The sequence below is a fragment of the Arthrobacter sp. Soil763 genome (assembly GCF_001428365.1).
Lineage (GTDB): Bacteria > Actinomycetota > Actinomycetes > Actinomycetales > Micrococcaceae > Arthrobacter.
In genome coordinates, this window is record NZ_LMSH01000001.1 from 72,030 (window position 1) to 86,664 (window position 14,635).

Here is a 14,635-nt window from a genome sequence, read left to right on the forward strand (position 1 = left end):
CGTACCCCGGCGCCCGCCTGCCGGGCTACCGGGCGCCCCGGCGGCTGCCGCGGGTCAGGCCGGGACGCCGGTAATGGCGTGCCCGAACCGCAGGACGTTGCCGGGGTCGTAGCTGGACTTCGCCGCCCGCATCCACTCGTACACCGCCGGTGACCAGGCTCGGGCCCGGTCGGCCTCGTCGCCGGGCTCGCCGTGGAAATTGACCAGCGTGTACCCGGTGGAGTGCGGGGCCATGGCAGCCAGGATGCTGCGGATGGAGGCCTGGACCGCCTCTGCGATGGGCGGCATCTTGAAGCCCAGCAGGAAAAGCAGGAACGCCGCATCCCGCCCCGAGACGGCGTTCGGCAAGGCCCCGGCCCGGGCCAGCGCCCCGCCGAGCGGCCGGATCTCCACCAGCAGCAGCGGACAATCCGTGCCCTCCCCGGCGAGGGCGAGCAGGTCGGCCACGGTTTCCTCGGTTAGGTCCTTCAGGAGCGCCCCGGCATCGGTGAACGGGAGGGGATCCGCCGGGTCCATGTGAATCTGGTCGACATCCAGATAGTCCATGGGCCCTGCCGTGTCCATCAGCGGCGTCGACACGGCGCGCATCGGCGCCAGCAGCCGGTCGCCCTCCTCACGTCCGGCCGCCGCGGCGAAGCGAAGGTGCACCACGAACTGGCCGCGCAGCGGTGCGGGGACAAACTCCATGTCCGGCAGCCGCAGCAAGGAGATGGAGGGCGACGCGTCCTCCGGCAGGGTGGGCAGCCACTGCCGGAATGCGGCCAGGATGGCGGCAGCGTCGGCGCCGGGGTAGATGATCCCGCCGCCATAAAACTCGCCCAGCGGGAACAGGGAGAACTCCAGCTCGGTGACGATCCCGAAATTGCCCTTGCCGCCGAGCATCAGGGCGAACAGTTCCGCTTCGGCCTCGGCGTCGATCCGCCGCAGCGCGCCGTCGGCCGTGACGACCTCCATGCTGCGCACGTGGTCGGCGGCAAACCCGTGGGCCCGGCCCAGGACGGGAAGACCGCCGCCGACCGTATAGCCGACCACGCCGACGTCGGTGCTGGACCCGTGGAGCCCGACCAGGCCGTGCGGCACGCTGGCTTCCAGGAGGCTGCGCCACTTGACGCCCGCGCCCACGCGCGCGGTCCGCGCGGCCGGGTCGATCTGCAGCGCCTGGAGCCGCCGCGTGCTGATCAGCAGGCCGCCCTGCACCTCCGAGTCGGCCCCGTGCCCGGTGGCCTGCACCGCAACCGGGAGCCCGCATTGCGCCGCCCACCGCACGCCGGCCGCCACGTCCCGGGCATCCTCGGCCCCCAGCACGACGTCGGGCCGGTGCACGACCGCGGCGTTGAAGGCGAACGTCTCGGCGGCGTACTCCGCGCTGTCCGGTGTCAGCACGGGGCCCCGGACGGTCCTCGAAAGGGCCTGGATCTCCTCGGGTGCAAGCATGCTGGGCTCCTGGGTCTGGTCTGCTGCGGGCCGCGCGCGGCAGCCCGAAGCCGGGGTGGCCCGGCCGCCCTGAACGCGGCGCCCCGCAGGTGGATGCGATGAGCCTAGGAGTCCTGCGCTGCCGCGGGCTAGAGGACTTGGTCCCGGCGCTCCGCCGCACCCGTCCGCTGAAGGGCGGGAACCGGCGCTTAAACACGGCGGCCCCGCACCTTTGGCAAGGTGCGGGGCCGCCGTCGTTTCAGCGCGGGTTAGTGCGCGGACATGCGCTCCTTGAGCGAATCCAGTTCCGCGCGCAGCGCCTCGGGCAGCGAGTCGCCGAACTGCGCGTACCACTCCTCGATGGAGGCAAGCTCGGCGTCCCACTCGGCGCGGTCCACGCGAACGGCGTCCTCCACGTGCGCGTGGGTCAGGTCCAGGCCGGTGAGGTCCAGCGATGCGCCGGTCGGCACGAAACCGATGGGCGTCTCGACGGCGTCGGCCTTGCCCTCGATGCGCTCGATGGCCCACTTGAGAACCCGGGCGTTGTCGCCGAAGCCGGGCCAGGCGAAGCCGCCGTCGGCTGTGCGGCGGAACCAGTTCACCAGGAAGATGTGGGGCAGCCGCTCCGGGTTGGCCTTGCCGGAGACACTGATCCAGTGCTTGAGGTAGTCACCGGCGTCGTAGCCGATGAAGGGCAGCATGGCCATCGGGTCGCGGCGCAGCCGGCCCACCTGGCCGGCGGCGGCGGCGGTCGTCTCCGAGGACAGGGTGGAGCCCATGAAGATGCCGTTGGTCCAGCTGCGCGCCTGGGTCACCAGGGGAACCGTGGTCTTGCGGCGGCCGCCGAAGAGAATGGCCGAGACTTCCACGCCTTCGGGGCTGTAGTACTCCTCCGCCAGCATGTCGACCTGCGAGATCGGGGTGCAGAAGCGGGAGTTCGGGTGCGCGGCGGGCTGGTCCGACTCGGGGGTCCAGTCATTGCCCTGCCAGTCGATCAGGTGGGCCGGGACCTCGTCGGTCATGCCCTCCCACCAGACACCGCCGTCGTCGGTGAGGGCGACGTTGGTGAAGATGCTGTGGCCCTTGGCGATGGCCCGCATGGCGTTCGGGTTGGTGCCCCAGCCGGTGCCGGGGGCGACGCCGAAGAGACCGGCCTCCGGGTTGGTGGCGCGCAGCTCGCCTTCCTTGCCGATCCGCATCCAGGTGATGTCGTCGCCGAGGGTCTCCACTTCCCAGCCCTCGATGGTCGGATCCAGCAGGGCGAGGTTGGTCTTGCCGCAGGCGGACGGGAACGCGGCGGAGACGTAGTAGTTCTTCTTTTCCGGCGAGGTCAGCTTGAGGATGAGCATGTGCTCGGCCAGCCAGCCCTCGTCCCGGGCCATCACCGAGGCGATGCGCAGGGCGTAGCACTTCTTGCCCAGCAGGGCGTTTCCGCCGTAGCCCGAGCCGTAGGACCAGATGGAGCGCTCCTCCGGGAAGTGCACGATCCACTTTTCCGGGTTGCAGGGCCAGGCGACGTCGGCCTGGCCCGCTTCCAGCGGGGCCCCGAGGGAGTGCAGGGCCGGCACGAAGAAGGCGTTGGTCTCGGTGATCTTGTCCAGGACCTTGGTCCCGATCGAGGCCATGATGCGCATGGAGGCGACGACGTACGCGCTGTCCGTGATCTCCACGCCGAACTTGGGATCCTCGGCGTCGAGGTGGCCCATGACGAACGGAATGACGTACATGGTGCGGCCGCGCATGGATCCGCTGAACAGGCCGCGCAGCTTCTCCTTCATTTCGGCCGGGTCCATCCAGTTGTTGGTGAACCCTGCATCGCGTTCGTTCTCTGAGCAGATGAAGGTCTGCTCCTCGACCCGGGCGACGTCGGCCGGGTCGGAGAAGGCTGCGAAGGAATTCGGGAACAGTTCGGGGTTGAGCCGAGTGAGGGTTCCGGCGGCGACGAGTTCGTCCGTCAGCCGGGTGTTCTCCTCTTCGGACCCGTCAACCCAGTGGATCCGGTCCGGCTGGGTCAGTTCAGCTACCTCCTCAACCCACGCCAGCAGGCCAGCATGAGTGGTGGGTGCTTTCTCAAGCAGCGGCAGTCGCGCCAGATCGCCCATTACGGTTCCCTTCTTCGGGTTCAGTGGTGTGTCCTAAATGCTAGGGCCCGCACACTCCCCTATTTCCGGCCGGATTCCGGGCCCGGCGGCGGGGTTCTCTCCAAAAACCGCACAAATTCAGGGTTGAGCATCATTCGCAAGCCTCAATTAAGTGATCAAGGTCACGTAGACCGGTCTAGTCGGGGAGATTACAGCGCCTTCGATTTGGTACTCAGGACCGGACTCGCGTAAAGTAATTCGAGGTTCGGGGGAGCGAGAGTTTCCGAAGAGCCGAAGATGCGCCCATAGCTCAGCTGGATAGAGCGTCTGTCTACGGAACAGAAGGTCAGGGGTTCGAATCCCTTTGGGCGCACAGAGAAAAAGATCCGCACCGGACCCGGTGCGGATCTTTTTTTGTTCCCTCACGGCCGCGCCGGGCACCCCTGCCCGGGATAGGCCGAAGCGCCGGCGCGGATGTTCCGAAAAACCGCACCGGTTCCGGACCGGCGCACCCCGGGCCAGCGGCGCACCGGTCCGGAACCGTAGCGCACCGGTCCGGAACCGTAGCGCACTGGTCCGGAACCATAGCGCGGACCGCGCGGGGCTAGGCTGTTGCCATGACGGCACAGGTTGAGCGTGAATTCGATGTCATTGTGATCGGCGCAGGCGCTGTGGGCGAGAACGTGGCCGAGCGCGCCGTCAAGGGCGGCCTGACCGCGGCCTTGGTGGAAGCGGAACTGGTCGGCGGCGAGTGCTCCTACTGGGCCTGCATGCCGTCGAAGGCCCTATTGCGCCCCGGCACCGCGCTCCATGGCGCCCAGACCGTGCCCGGCGCCGAGGAAGCGGTCACCAGGGTGCTCGATGCCGCTGCGGTCCTCAAACGCCGCGACTACTTCACCTCCAACTGGCAGGATGACAGCCAGGTCCAGTGGGTCGAGGACACCGGCATCGAACTGATCCGCGGCCGCGGGCGGGTCGCAGGGATCCGCCGCGTCGACGTGGCAGGACTGGACGGCAACGCCTACGCACTCACCGCACGGCACGCCGTCGTCGTCGCCACCGGGTCCCGGCCCACCATCCCGCCGCTGCCCGGCCTCGACGGCGTCGACTACTGGACCACCCGCGATGCCACCTCCGCCCGGGACATTCCCGAGCGGCTCGGGGTGCTCGGCGGCGGCGTGGCCGGAACCGAACTTGCCCAGGCCTTTGCCCGGCTCGGGTCGGCGGTGACGGTGGTGGCCCGCGGCGCGCTGCTGGGAGCCTTCCCGGCCCCCGCGGCCGAGCTCGTCCAGGCAGGGCTGCGCGCCGACGGCGTCGAGCTTCACCTGAAGACCTCAACCACAGAGGTCCGGCAGGAGGACGACGGCTCCGTGACGCTCGTGCTGGACGGGGGCGGGCAGGTCACGGTGGACAAACTGCTGGTGGCCACCGGCCGGCAGCCCGCACTGGAGGGGATCGGGCTCGAAAGCGTCGGGCTCTCCGCCGCGGAGGGGAAATCCCTGCGGGTGGACACCGACAGCAGCGGCCTCATCGACGGAGCAGCAGAGAATGCCGAGCGTCCCTGGCTGTACGCCGTCGGCGACGCCGCAGGGAAGGTGCTGCTGACCCACCAGGGCAAGTACGAGGCGCGCGCCGCCGGCGATGCGATCGCCGCCCGCGCCAAGGGAACGCTCACGGGCGAGCCGGCCGCTTGGAGCCGCTACGCCCACACGGCCGACGACCACGCCGTCCCCAACGTGGTGTTCACCGACCCGGAACTGGCCAACGTGGGCCGGAGCCTGGAACAGGCCCGGAAGGACGGCTACCGCGCTCGGTCCGTGGAACTGCCGATCCAGGTCGCCGGTTCGTCGCTGCACTCGGAGCATTACAAGGGCTGGGCGCAGCTGGTGGTGGACGAGGACCGCCGGGTCCTGCTGGGCGCGACCTTCGCCGGTCCCGACGTCGCCGAGCTGCTGCACGCGGCGACCATCGCCGTCGTCGGCGAGGTTCCGCTGGACCGGCTGTGGCACGCCGTCCCGTCCTACCCGACCATCAGCGAAGTGTGGCTGCGCCTGCTCGAGGAGTACGGCCTCTAAGGGCAGCGCGAACGGACACTTGAGGCCCCGGAATCGTCGATTCCGGGGCCTCAAGTGTTCGTTCGCCCACATCTATTTGAACTGACCGGTCAGTTTAGTTAGCCTTGAAGCAGACCACCTGCGAAAGGCTTTCCTTGCTCAGCGCCAACCAGCTCCATGTGAACGGCCGCCGGGACTTCCTGCTCCCGCCGACCTCCCTCCAGGCCGCCCGCGGCGGGCTGCTGCTCGCCGTCGGCCACCGCCAGGACCAGCGCACCGCCCTTGCCCTGGCCCTCAGCGGCCGGATGAAGCCCTCCGGCGGCAGCGTCGAATGGGACGGCAGCGCCCGGACCAAGCAGCTGCGGCAGGCGGCCGCCGTCGTGGACGCGCCCGGCGTGAACGAACCCGAGCAGCACCTGAGCGTCCGCGACCTCGTCACCGAGGACCTCGCACTGGTTCCCCGCCGCTACCGGGGCGCACTGCTCAGCACGCCGTGGCTCAAGGTCAACCGCTTCGAGGACATCGCCGACCGCTGGGCCGAGGAACTGCCCGCCGACCGGCGGCTCGAACTGCTGACGGCGCTGGCCCTGGCCAATCCGCATACCGACCTGCTGGCGGTCGACTCCCCCGACCGGCACAGCGGTGACCCGGCCCTCTGGCTGCCGCGGCTTGAGGAGCTGGCATACGACGCCGGGCGGCCGCTCGCCGTCGTCGCCACCGTTGCCGCCGTTCCGCCGGGCTATACCGGTCCAGTCGCTCGGATCGGCAATGCCGTCACCGCGCCGGCCGACGCCCCGCGCCAGCCCGAACCCGAGGAGGAAGCCCGATGACCGTCCTGCGGCTGGCCCGTTCCGAACTCAAACGCATGACCGGCGGCCTGCTGCCGAAGCTCACCATCCTGGCGCTGGCCCTGGTGCCGCTGCTGTACGGCGCGGTGTACCTCTACGCCAACTGGGATCCTTACGGCAACCTGGACCAGATCGACGCCGCGCTGGTGATGGAGGACACCGGCGCCGATTCGGCTGACGGTACCCGGCTGGAGGCCGGCCGGAAGGTCGCCGACAGCCTGGTGGACGGCCACGTCTTCAACTGGCAGGCAGTCTCCAGCGAGGAAGCGGCGGACGAGGGGGTCAGCAGCGGCAAGTACGCCTTCGCGCTGAAGATTCCCCGCGACTTCTCGGCCAATCTGGCCTCCCCCGGCAGCTTCGACGCCGCCAACCAGGCCATGCTCAACGTGACCACCAACGACGCCAACAACTACCTGCTCAGCACGATCGTCGACAAACTCACCACCGCGGTGCACGGCACGGTCGCCAAGGAGGTCGGCGAGGAAACCGCGAACCAGCTCCTCACCGGCTTCGGCACCATCCACACCCAGATGCTCAAGGCCTCCGACGGCGCCAAGGACCTGGCCGGCGGCATCTCCTCGCTTCACGACGGCGCCGCCAGCCTGCACCAGGGCACGATCGGGCTGAGGAACGGGGCCGGCGAGCTGGTCGCGGGCCAGCGCAAGCTGCTCGACGGCGCCAACAGCCTCAACGCAGGCGCCGGGCAGCTGGCGTCAGGGCTCGGAGAGCTCAAGGACAAGACCGCCGGCCTGCCCTCCGATGCGCAGCGGCTGGCCGACGGCGCGGCCCAGGTGGCCGCCGGAAACGCCGCGCTGAACTCCAAGCTCCAGGAGATGGCCGGCCAGATGGCGTCCGCCGACCAGGCCGCTGCCGGTGCCCAGCGGGCCAGGGTCGCCGCGTCCAACGACCGGCTGGTGGCAGCCGCAGTCATCACCCGGCAGCAGGCCGATGCCATTCTGGCCGACTACGACGCGCACACCGCACCGACGCCGTCCCCGGCGGCGGCTGCGCTCAAGGGGGCCGCAACCCAGGTGCAGCAGCTCGCCGACGGTTCCGCTGCCGTCAGCTCCGGGGCTGCCCGGATCGCCGCGGCTGCCCCGGCCCTGAGCGGCGCGGTCGGCCAGGCTTCGGCGGGCGCCGACCAGCTTGCCGGCGGCTCCGCCCAGCTCGCCGCGGGCCAGCAGGACGCCTTAGCCGGCGCGGAGAAACTCGCCGGTGGCGCGCAGCAACTCGACGACGGCGCCGCGCAGCTCGAGACGGGGGCCACGAAGGCTTCCGACGGCGCCGGGACGCTCGCCGGGGAACTGGCCAAGGGCGCCGGTAAGGTCCCCAACCCCGACGACACGCAAAAGAACAGCCTCGCCAAGGTCATGGCGGACCCTGTGGCCGTCAGCAACGTATCGCAGGCGAAGGCAGGGTCCTACGGTGCCGGGCTCGCGCCCTTCTTCCTCACCCTGGCCCTCTGGATCGGGATCTTCATGCTCGTCCAGGCGATGCGCCCGGTCACCCAGCGCGCCTTGGCCTCCAACGCCCCGGCCTGGAAGATCGCCGCGGGAGGCTGGCTGCCGTTCCTCGCCGTCGCCGCCGTCCAGGCCAGCCTGCTGACCCTGGTCGTGGATGTGGGGCTGGGCCTGAACCCGGCGCACCCGGTGCTGATGTGGGTCCTGATGCTCGCCGCCTCGATGGCCTTCAGCGCGATCATCCAGGGCGTGGTGGCGCTGCTTGGCTCGCCCGGCAAGCTCGTGGTGCTCATCCTGCTGGTCCTCCAGCTGGTCTCCTCCGGCGGCACCTTCCCCTGGCAGACCACGCCCGAACCGCTCCACGTGGTGCACCAGGTCCTGCCCATGGGCTACGTCGTCGGCGGCATGCGGCACCTGATCTACGGCGCCGACCTTGCCGGCATCGTGCCCATCCTGCTGGGCCTGGTTGGCTACACTGTGCTGGGACTGGCGATGTCCGCCGTCGCCGTCCGGAAACACAAGTTCTGGACCCTCAAGACCCTGAAGCCGGAGATCGCCGTATGAGCACCACGTCCCCCGAGACTGCGGCGTCCGGCGCCGGCGGCGGGAAGAAGCTCCGGCCCGGGCGGACCAACGCGACAAAGCAGAAACTGTTCGACGCGTCCATGGAACTGATCGGCGAGCGCGGGGCCGCAGGGGTGACCGTCGACGAGATCGCAGCGGCCGCCGGCGTCTCCAAGGGGACGGTGTATTACAACTTCGGCAGCAAGTCGGACCTGATCGCCCAGCTGCTGCGGCACGGAGTGGACATCCTCATGACGCGCCTGCTGAGCGTGCAGGACGAGGCCGCGGATCCGCTCGACGCCATGGACGAAATGATCGGACAGGCCATGGACTTCATGGCCGAGTACCCGTCGTTCGCCCGGCTGTGGGTCAGTGAGAACTGGCGCACGCCCAGCGAATGGCAGGACACCTTCACCGAACTGCGCGGACGCCTGCTCGGGGTGATCGGCGCCGCGATCGACGCCGTGGCCGCCAAGTACCAGGTGGATTCCCGGGTGTCCCGCGGGAGCCTGGAGACCGCCATTTTCGGGGCCTGCTTCGTGGTGGGACTCGACCGGCAGACCTACAACCCCGAACGCACCCGGGCCCAGAGCGTTGCCGCGATCATGGCCAGCATGCGTGGCTACGTGGTGAACTAGCCCCGGTCGGGGATGATTGGTCACATGCGCCACATGGGAATCAGCGGCAAGATCGCCATCGGAGCCTCCGTGGCCGCCGTGGCACTGCTCGCGCTCACCGGCGCCACGCTGCATGAAACGGTGGGCCTCTGCTTCCTGGCCGCCGCCGCCGTGGCGTACGTGGCGTGCGTGGCGGAGGTGATAGTCCGACGGCGGCACAAGACGCTGCTGGCCAGCGGCGTCGGCAGCGTATTGTTCGCCGCCTTCGGGATCGCCTTCCTCCGGCAGTGGGGCCTGGCGTTCAACCCCGACCCGGAAGCGCTGTCCACCCGGGTGGACGCCGAGCATCCTGATCTGTACTTCTACCTTTCGGCCGCAGCCGGCGCTGCCACGCTGCTTCTGCTGCTCGCGGGCACCGTCCTTCCCGGCCGGCGTCCCCGTACCGCCTACGCCTCCGGCCGTGCCGTCTCCGGACGGCCGGCGTCCCGCCCGGCACCGCGGTCGTCGGCGTCCCGGCCGGCACCGCGGTCGCCGGCGTCACGGCCAGCGGCGCGTACGTCGGCACCCGGAACGTCGGCGGCCAGGACTGCCGCGCCCCGGGCCGCGGCGCCGCGGGCATCCGCCCCGCGTACGGCCGCCCCGCGCACGGCCCCGGCACCGGCTGCGAAGCGGCCACCGGCGTCGGCACCCCGTCCCCCGGCGCCCAAGCCCGCCGCGAAAGCGCCGGCCAAGGCACCGTCCCGTCCCGGCGCACCGTCCCGTCCGGCCGCACCCCGCACCCGCCGCTGACCGACCCGGAGCGGCCGGGTCCGCGGGACGGGGCGCAGCACCGCGATCGCCACGCCGGACAGGAGCAGCAGCCCGCCGGCGATTTCCGCTCCGGACGGAACCTCGGCGAGCACCAGCCACGCCGTCGTCATCCCCACCACCGGTACCAGCAGGGTGAACGGGACCACCGCGGAGGACGGATACAGCCCCAGCAGGCGGTTCCAGATGCCATACCCCACGAGCGAACCGAACACCGCCGTGTAGAGCGCGCTAAGCACCGACACTGGTTGCAGCTGCAGCAGGGCCTCGGAGACGGCAGCGGGCCCGTCGACCAGGAGCGAGAGCCCGGCCAGCGGCACCGGCACGACGGCGCCGGACCACACCACCAGCCCCAGCCCGGAGGCGGCGCGCGCCTTGCGGGCCACGATGTTGCCCGCCGCCCAGGACAACGCGGCGGCCAGCACGATCAGCAGCGGCAGCAGCGGTGCCACGAGGCTCCGGCCCACCGCCACGACGGCGAGGCCGGCGATACCCAGCACGACGCCGGCGAGCTGCCGGCGGGTGGGCCGCTCGCCGAGGATCCCCGCGGCCAGCAGGACCGTGAGCAGGACCTGGGCCTGCAGCACCAGCGAGGCCAACCCGGCCGGCATGCCCAGGGCCATGGCCAGGTAGAGCAGTCCGAACTGGCCTGCGCTCATGAAGAGGCCGACGCCGATGATCGCCCGCCAGCTGACGTCCGGCCTGCGGATGAAGAAGATGCAAGGGAAGACGACCAGGGCGAAGCGCATGGCGACGAACAACAGCGGCGGCATCGGGGCGCCGGAGGGATGCAGGCCAAGGTCAATGGCGACGAAGTTGACGCCCCAGAGGACCGCGACGAGCAGGGCCAGCGCGGAATGCCGCGGCGTCACGGGGCCGCCCGGCCGCGCAGCTCAGAGATTGCGCGGCCGCTCGTCGTGCGGGCGGTCGGAATCGTGGCGCTCGGTGGCCGGAGCCGGAGCCGCCGGGGGCTCGCGGTGGGTCCGGTCACGGCGGAGTTCCGCATCCTGTCCGGCCTGTTCCCGGGCGGTCTCGCCGCCAACGGTGTCGCTGTGCACGGTGTCGCCGCGTTCGGTGTCACTGTGGCCTGCGCCGCCGCCGACGGTCTCGCCTCGTACGGTGTCCTCGCGCCGGGCATCATCGCGGACTGTGTCGCCGCGTTCGGTGGTGACGACGTCGGGGTCGACGTCGTCGGCCCGGCGGAGCTGCTCCTGGGCGCCGGCGCGGACGGCTTCAGCTTCCTGCTGCGTGCCGCGGGCCTGCCGGCGGAGTCGTTCGGCCTCCACCTCGGCAGCCTTGGCGTCCGCTTCTGCCCGTGCTGCTTTCGCCTCGTGCTCGCGGGCAGCGAGCTGGTCGGCCTCGGCCTTCTCCCGCATTTCCGCCGCCCGGTTCCGGTCCGCGTCCGTCTTGCGCTTGCGGCTGAGGTACATCGCCACGCCGATGATCGCGAGCACCACGACGATGCCGACGATGATGCCTATGAGCTGTCCTGAATCCACGGTGACCCACCTTTTCCTCGGTCGCTGATATAACCCGTCAGTAAAAGCAGTTGCAGCATCAGTAAACAACACAATGCCCGGGCTGCCTATCAACTCAGGACCGTGCGGCCGGCTACTTCGCGCGGGGCACCTTGAAGTGGGTCAGCCGGGCGTCCTGGCCGTCCAGTTCGGCCCAGGGCTTCTCCGTCTCGAATACGGTCAGCCCGCTGGTGGGGTAACGCGTCGCGGCGTCCATGTACGCCTCGTGGTTGGAGTCCCGGGACGCCAGATGCATGGCCAGGTCCTGGACGCCGGGCATATGCGAGATGACCATCAGCGTCGTCACGGTGTCCGGGACGTGGTTGATCACGGCCAGCATGCGCAACGCGGAGGCGCCGTAAAGACCGTCTTCAAGCTTCGGTGTCGGCGCCTTGTCCCCTAGGGCGCTGCACACCCAGGTGCAGGTCTGCCGGGTCCGCAGGGCGCTGGAGCACAGGATGAAATCCGGGACCACGCGGTGCTTGAGGAGCCATTGTCCGGCCAGCGGCGCATCGCGGTGCCCGCGTTCTTCCAGCGGCCGCTCGTGGTCCGCCACCCCTCCGGGCCAGTCGGCTTTGGCGTGCCGCATGAGCACCAGCCGTCTTATGTGATGCGCGCTCATGGCTCCCATCCTAGTGGGGGCCGTCGGCCATGAGCGCGCCGGCCGGGGAGGCCTCAGTCGTCCAGGACGAAGGTCACTTCCAGCACCACGTGCCAGGCGACGACGGCGCCGCCGCTGATTTCGACTTTCTGTTCCTTGACCCAGGCGCCCGTGACGTTCCGCAGGGTCTTGTTGGCCCGGTCCACGCCTTCCTTGATGGCGTCCTCGAACGAGGTCTTGGAGTTCGAGCTCAGGGTAGTAATACGTGCAACAGACATGATTCCTCCCAATAGTCGGATCGACGGTCCGAGACTACGCCGAAGCCGTACAACGCAACAGGGTAAGGCGGACGCCAAAACGCCCGCCCCCGGCGGTGGGCCGGGAACGGGCGTTTTGCGCAGGATTAGAGCTAGATCGAGTACTCCGGGGCGGCCCAGACGACGACTTCCGGGTGCTCGTAGAAGCGGTAGCCCTGGCCGCGGACCGTGCGCACGGTGTTGGCCAGGCGGCCCAGCTTGGAGCGCAGGCGGCGGATGTGCACGTCGATGGTGCGCTCGTTGGGGACCTCCTCGGCGTTCTTCCACAGGCCTTCGAGCAGCTCGTCGCGGCCCACGGTACGGGTGCCGTTTTCCACGAGGTAATTGAGAAGCTCGAATTCCTTGAAGGTCAGGTTCAGCGATTCGCCGTCGAGCGCCACCTCGCGGCGGGCCAGGTCGATCAGCACGCCGGACGGGCGCGGATCCTGCGGCTGCTGCAGCCGGGCGTTTTCGGCGCGCTGCCGGGCACCGGCGGTGGGGTCGCCGAACGTGGAGCGGACGACGTCGAGCGCCGAACCGGAGGCGGAGGCCGGCGCAACGGCCACCGCGGCGTAGCTCTCCGCGCCGGGCACGAGGGACTGGGCGTAGGCGCGGATTTCCTGGGCGAGCTTGGCAATGGAGGTTCCGGCGGCGGCCGCGGTCTCCTCGTCAATGCCCATGTAGAGCACGAAGCCCCGGGCAACGTTGTCGTTGGGGACCGGACGGACGGGGCCGGCATTCCCGGGGGCAATCACCGGGGTGGGCGCCGTGGTCGGGGCCGTCTCGGCCGGGACGGCGCGAAGCTGGCCGTACGAGCTGGGGTTGTACCCCTGGGCGGCGTAGCCGGGAGCGGGGAATCCGGCGGGGCCGAAGCTGGGCCGGCCGCCGAAGCCCTGGCGGACACCGGCCTGGCCGGCCTTGTTAGCGTTTCGGACGGAGATGTGGACGTATCCGGATGCAACTGACATGGATTGCTTACCTCAATGTGAATGGCCGTCATCGCGGCTCGAATGCTGTATCCCCGCAATGAGAACTGGGGAGGGGCGCCCGACGCTGGGCTGGGGGCGAATGCCTAGGAAACGTTCTGGGGTGTAGAAGTTAGGCGTGCATTCGACAACAGGGCATCTCAGTACCAGCGGGTGCGCTGATCCAGGAAGCTGCGGCTGCAGGTGCTGTTGAGTTCTTGTTCACACTGGAAGTCTGCAACGTAACAATAAGAACTAGCAAGTAACAATGGACGTCGAAGTCCGCATCGTGAGACGAAATCGCCGTTTGTAGCAGAGATCACAATTCTGCACCGCCGACCTCAAGCCGGATAAACCTGCGTGACGCAACTTCTTTTCCGCGCTTACCCGAAGATTGTTCGAAATGGCGCCCCGTATGCGGCTTTACGTTTTCCGTAAGGAGAAATTACGAAATCGCATCTTTGGCCCGGGGTGCGGGGTGGCCGTCCACGCATTGGGCAGCCCGTCGAACCCACCCCGGCGGCCGCCGTTGCCAACCATCAGACGCACCGGCGGCCCGAGCGGCGGCCCGGCCACTCCACGGCGGACGCCCAGCTCGATACTCTGGAATTCACAGGTGCCGCACAGGATCCCCAAAGCCGCACCTCAACGGCAGATCGGAGAGTCGTCCCATGGCCACATCGCACTCCCTGACCAACCACCTCCCCCAGCTGACGCACCCGGACGGCTCCCCCATCCGGGCCCTGGTGGTGGACGACGAGCCCAGCCTCTCGGAGCTGATGAGCATGGGGCTGCGCATGGCGGGCTGGTCCGTGGCCGTGGCGGCGGACGGCCCCGAGGCGGTCAAGCTGGCCAAGGAATTCCGTCCCGACGTGCTGGTCCTGGACGTGATGCTCCCCGGGTTCGACGGCGTCGAGCTGCTCAGCCGGATCCGTGCCTTCGCACCCGAGGTGCCGGCGCTGTTCCTCACGGCCAAGGACGCCGTCCAGGACCGGATCACCGGGCTGGCGGCCGGGGGTGATGACTATGTCACCAAGCCCTTCAGCATGGAAGAAGTCCTCCTGCGGCTCCACCGCCTGGTCCAGCGCTCCGGGGTGGCCGCCATGGACACCGCCGAGCTCGTCGTCGGGGACCTCGTGCTGAACGTGGACACCCGCGACGTGACGCGGGCCGGCGAGGACGTCCACCTGACCGCCACCCAGTTCGAACTGCTGCGTTACCTGATGGAGAACCCGAAACGGGTTATCAGCAAGGCCCAGATCCTGGACCGGGTCTGGGACTACGACTTCGGCGGCCAGGCCAACATCGTGGAACTGTACATCTCCTATCTGCGGAAGAAGATCGACGCCAACCACGCGCCGATGATCCACACGGTGCGCGGCGCCGGCTACGTCCTGAAACCGGCGGACTGA

General features: G+C 69.6%; 11 protein-coding genes, 1 tRNA gene and 1 pseudogene. 6 read left to right on the plus strand and 7 right to left on the minus strand.

All coding sequences use genetic code 11. From position 1 onward, the window contains the following. Nucleotides 1-54: 54 nt before the first annotated feature. Both ASG71_RS00305 and ASG71_RS00310 read right to left on the minus strand, forming a co-directional pair. Nucleotides 55-1,434: an FAD-binding oxidoreductase gene (locus ASG71_RS00305; protein WP_056735977.1), complete on the minus strand. Its 1,380-nt coding sequence runs from the start codon at nucleotides 1,432-1,434 to the stop codon at nucleotides 55-57. A gap of 248 nt (nucleotides 1,435-1,682) precedes the next feature. Next, nucleotides 1,683-3,515, minus strand: coding sequence for a phosphoenolpyruvate carboxykinase (GTP) (locus ASG71_RS00310; RefSeq protein ID WP_056735979.1), 1,833 nt, complete (start codon nucleotides 3,513-3,515; stop codon nucleotides 1,683-1,685). 278 nt (nucleotides 3,516-3,793) lie between these two features. Here ASG71_RS00310 and ASG71_RS00315 point away from each other — a divergent pair. The 5 genes from ASG71_RS00315 to ASG71_RS00335 all read left to right on the plus strand — a co-directional run bounded on the left by ASG71_RS00315 (nucleotide 3,794) and on the right by ASG71_RS00335 (nucleotide 9,058). Beyond that, a tRNA-Arg gene (locus ASG71_RS00315) sits at nucleotides 3,794-3,867 on the plus strand. Nucleotides 3,868-4,111: 244 nt separating this feature from the next. Further along, nucleotides 4,112-5,569 (plus strand): dihydrolipoyl dehydrogenase family protein, encoded by a 1,458-nt coding sequence (locus ASG71_RS00320; protein ID WP_056735982.1) that lies wholly within the window; start codon nucleotides 4,112-4,114, stop codon nucleotides 5,567-5,569. A 134-nt stretch (nucleotides 5,570-5,703) separates the two neighbouring features. Further along, a complete protein-coding gene (locus ASG71_RS00325; protein ID WP_056737137.1) occupies nucleotides 5,704-6,378 on the plus strand; it encodes a hypothetical protein in 675 nt (224 codons plus the stop codon). Continuing rightward, nucleotides 6,375-8,420, plus strand: coding sequence for a YhgE/Pip domain-containing protein (locus ASG71_RS00330; RefSeq protein WP_056735984.1), 2,046 nt, complete (start codon nucleotides 6,375-6,377; stop codon nucleotides 8,418-8,420). The genes ASG71_RS00325 and ASG71_RS00330 overlap by 4 nt, the downstream gene beginning before the upstream one ends. Continuing rightward, complete coding sequence (locus ASG71_RS00335; RefSeq protein ID WP_056735986.1) at nucleotides 8,417-9,058, plus strand: TetR/AcrR family transcriptional regulator; 642 nt, start codon at nucleotides 8,417-8,419, stop codon at nucleotides 9,056-9,058. The genes ASG71_RS00330 and ASG71_RS00335 overlap by 4 nt, the downstream gene beginning before the upstream one ends. Before the next feature lie 779 nt (nucleotides 9,059-9,837). Here the strand turns inward: ASG71_RS00335 and ASG71_RS00345 are convergent. From ASG71_RS00345 to ASG71_RS00365, 5 genes and pseudogenes are all read right to left on the minus strand, one after another. Continuing rightward, nucleotides 9,838-10,716, minus strand: a pseudogene (locus ASG71_RS00345) (EamA family transporter); the annotation flags it as partial. Nucleotides 10,717-10,737: 21 nt separating this feature from the next. Continuing rightward, nucleotides 10,738-11,343: a hypothetical protein gene (locus ASG71_RS00350; protein ID WP_056735990.1), complete on the minus strand. Its 606-nt coding sequence runs from the start codon at nucleotides 11,341-11,343 to the stop codon at nucleotides 10,738-10,740. 112 nt (nucleotides 11,344-11,455) lie between these two features. Next, nucleotides 11,456-11,983 carry a SixA phosphatase family protein gene (locus ASG71_RS00355; protein WP_056735993.1) on the minus strand — a complete coding sequence of 176 codons (528 nt, stop codon included), beginning with the start codon at nucleotides 11,981-11,983 and terminating at the stop codon, nucleotides 11,456-11,458. A gap of 53 nt (nucleotides 11,984-12,036) precedes the next feature. Continuing rightward, complete coding sequence (locus tag ASG71_RS00360) at nucleotides 12,037-12,240, minus strand: dodecin family protein (protein WP_056735995.1); 204 nt, start codon at nucleotides 12,238-12,240, stop codon at nucleotides 12,037-12,039. Nucleotides 12,241-12,371: 131 nt separating this feature from the next. Next, a complete protein-coding gene (locus ASG71_RS00365; protein ID WP_056735997.1) occupies nucleotides 12,372-13,226 on the minus strand; it encodes a winged helix-turn-helix domain-containing protein in 855 nt (284 codons plus the stop codon). A 668-nt stretch (nucleotides 13,227-13,894) separates the two neighbouring features. Here ASG71_RS00365 and ASG71_RS00370 point away from each other — a divergent pair. Beyond that, nucleotides 13,895-14,635 (plus strand): response regulator transcription factor, encoded by a 741-nt coding sequence (locus ASG71_RS00370; RefSeq protein ID WP_056735999.1) that lies wholly within the window; start codon nucleotides 13,895-13,897, stop codon nucleotides 14,633-14,635.

What these genes read in the sequence shown, in the direction of transcription:
- ASG71_RS00320 (WP_056735982.1), top strand. Translation starts at nt 4,112, where the DNA reads ATGACGGCACAGGTTGAGCGTGAATTCGATGTCATTGTGATCGGCGCA.
- ASG71_RS00335 (WP_056735986.1), top strand. Translation starts at nt 8,417, where the DNA reads ATGAGCACCACGTCCCCCGAGACTGCGGCGTCCGGCGCCGGCGGCGGG.
- ASG71_RS00360 (WP_056735995.1), bottom strand. Translation starts at nt 12,240, where the DNA reads ATGTCTGTTGCACGTATTACTACCCTGAGCTCGAACTCCAAGACCTCG.
- ASG71_RS00365 (WP_056735997.1), bottom strand. Translation starts at nt 13,226, where the DNA reads ATGTCAGTTGCATCCGGATACGTCCACATCTCCGTCCGAAACGCTAAC.
- ASG71_RS00370 (WP_056735999.1), top strand. Translation starts at nt 13,895, where the DNA reads ATGGCCACATCGCACTCCCTGACCAACCACCTCCCCCAGCTGACGCAC.
- ASG71_RS00310 (WP_056735979.1), bottom strand. Translation starts at nt 3,515, where the DNA reads ATGGGCGATCTGGCGCGACTGCCGCTGCTTGAGAAAGCACCCACCACT.
- ASG71_RS00305 (WP_056735977.1), bottom strand. Translation starts at nt 1,434, where the DNA reads ATGCTTGCACCCGAGGAGATCCAGGCCCTTTCGAGGACCGTCCGGGGC.
- ASG71_RS00355 (WP_056735993.1), bottom strand. Translation starts at nt 11,983, where the DNA reads ATGAGCGCGCATCACATAAGACGGCTGGTGCTCATGCGGCACGCCAAA.
- ASG71_RS00330 (WP_056735984.1), top strand. Translation starts at nt 6,375, where the DNA reads ATGACCGTCCTGCGGCTGGCCCGTTCCGAACTCAAACGCATGACCGGC.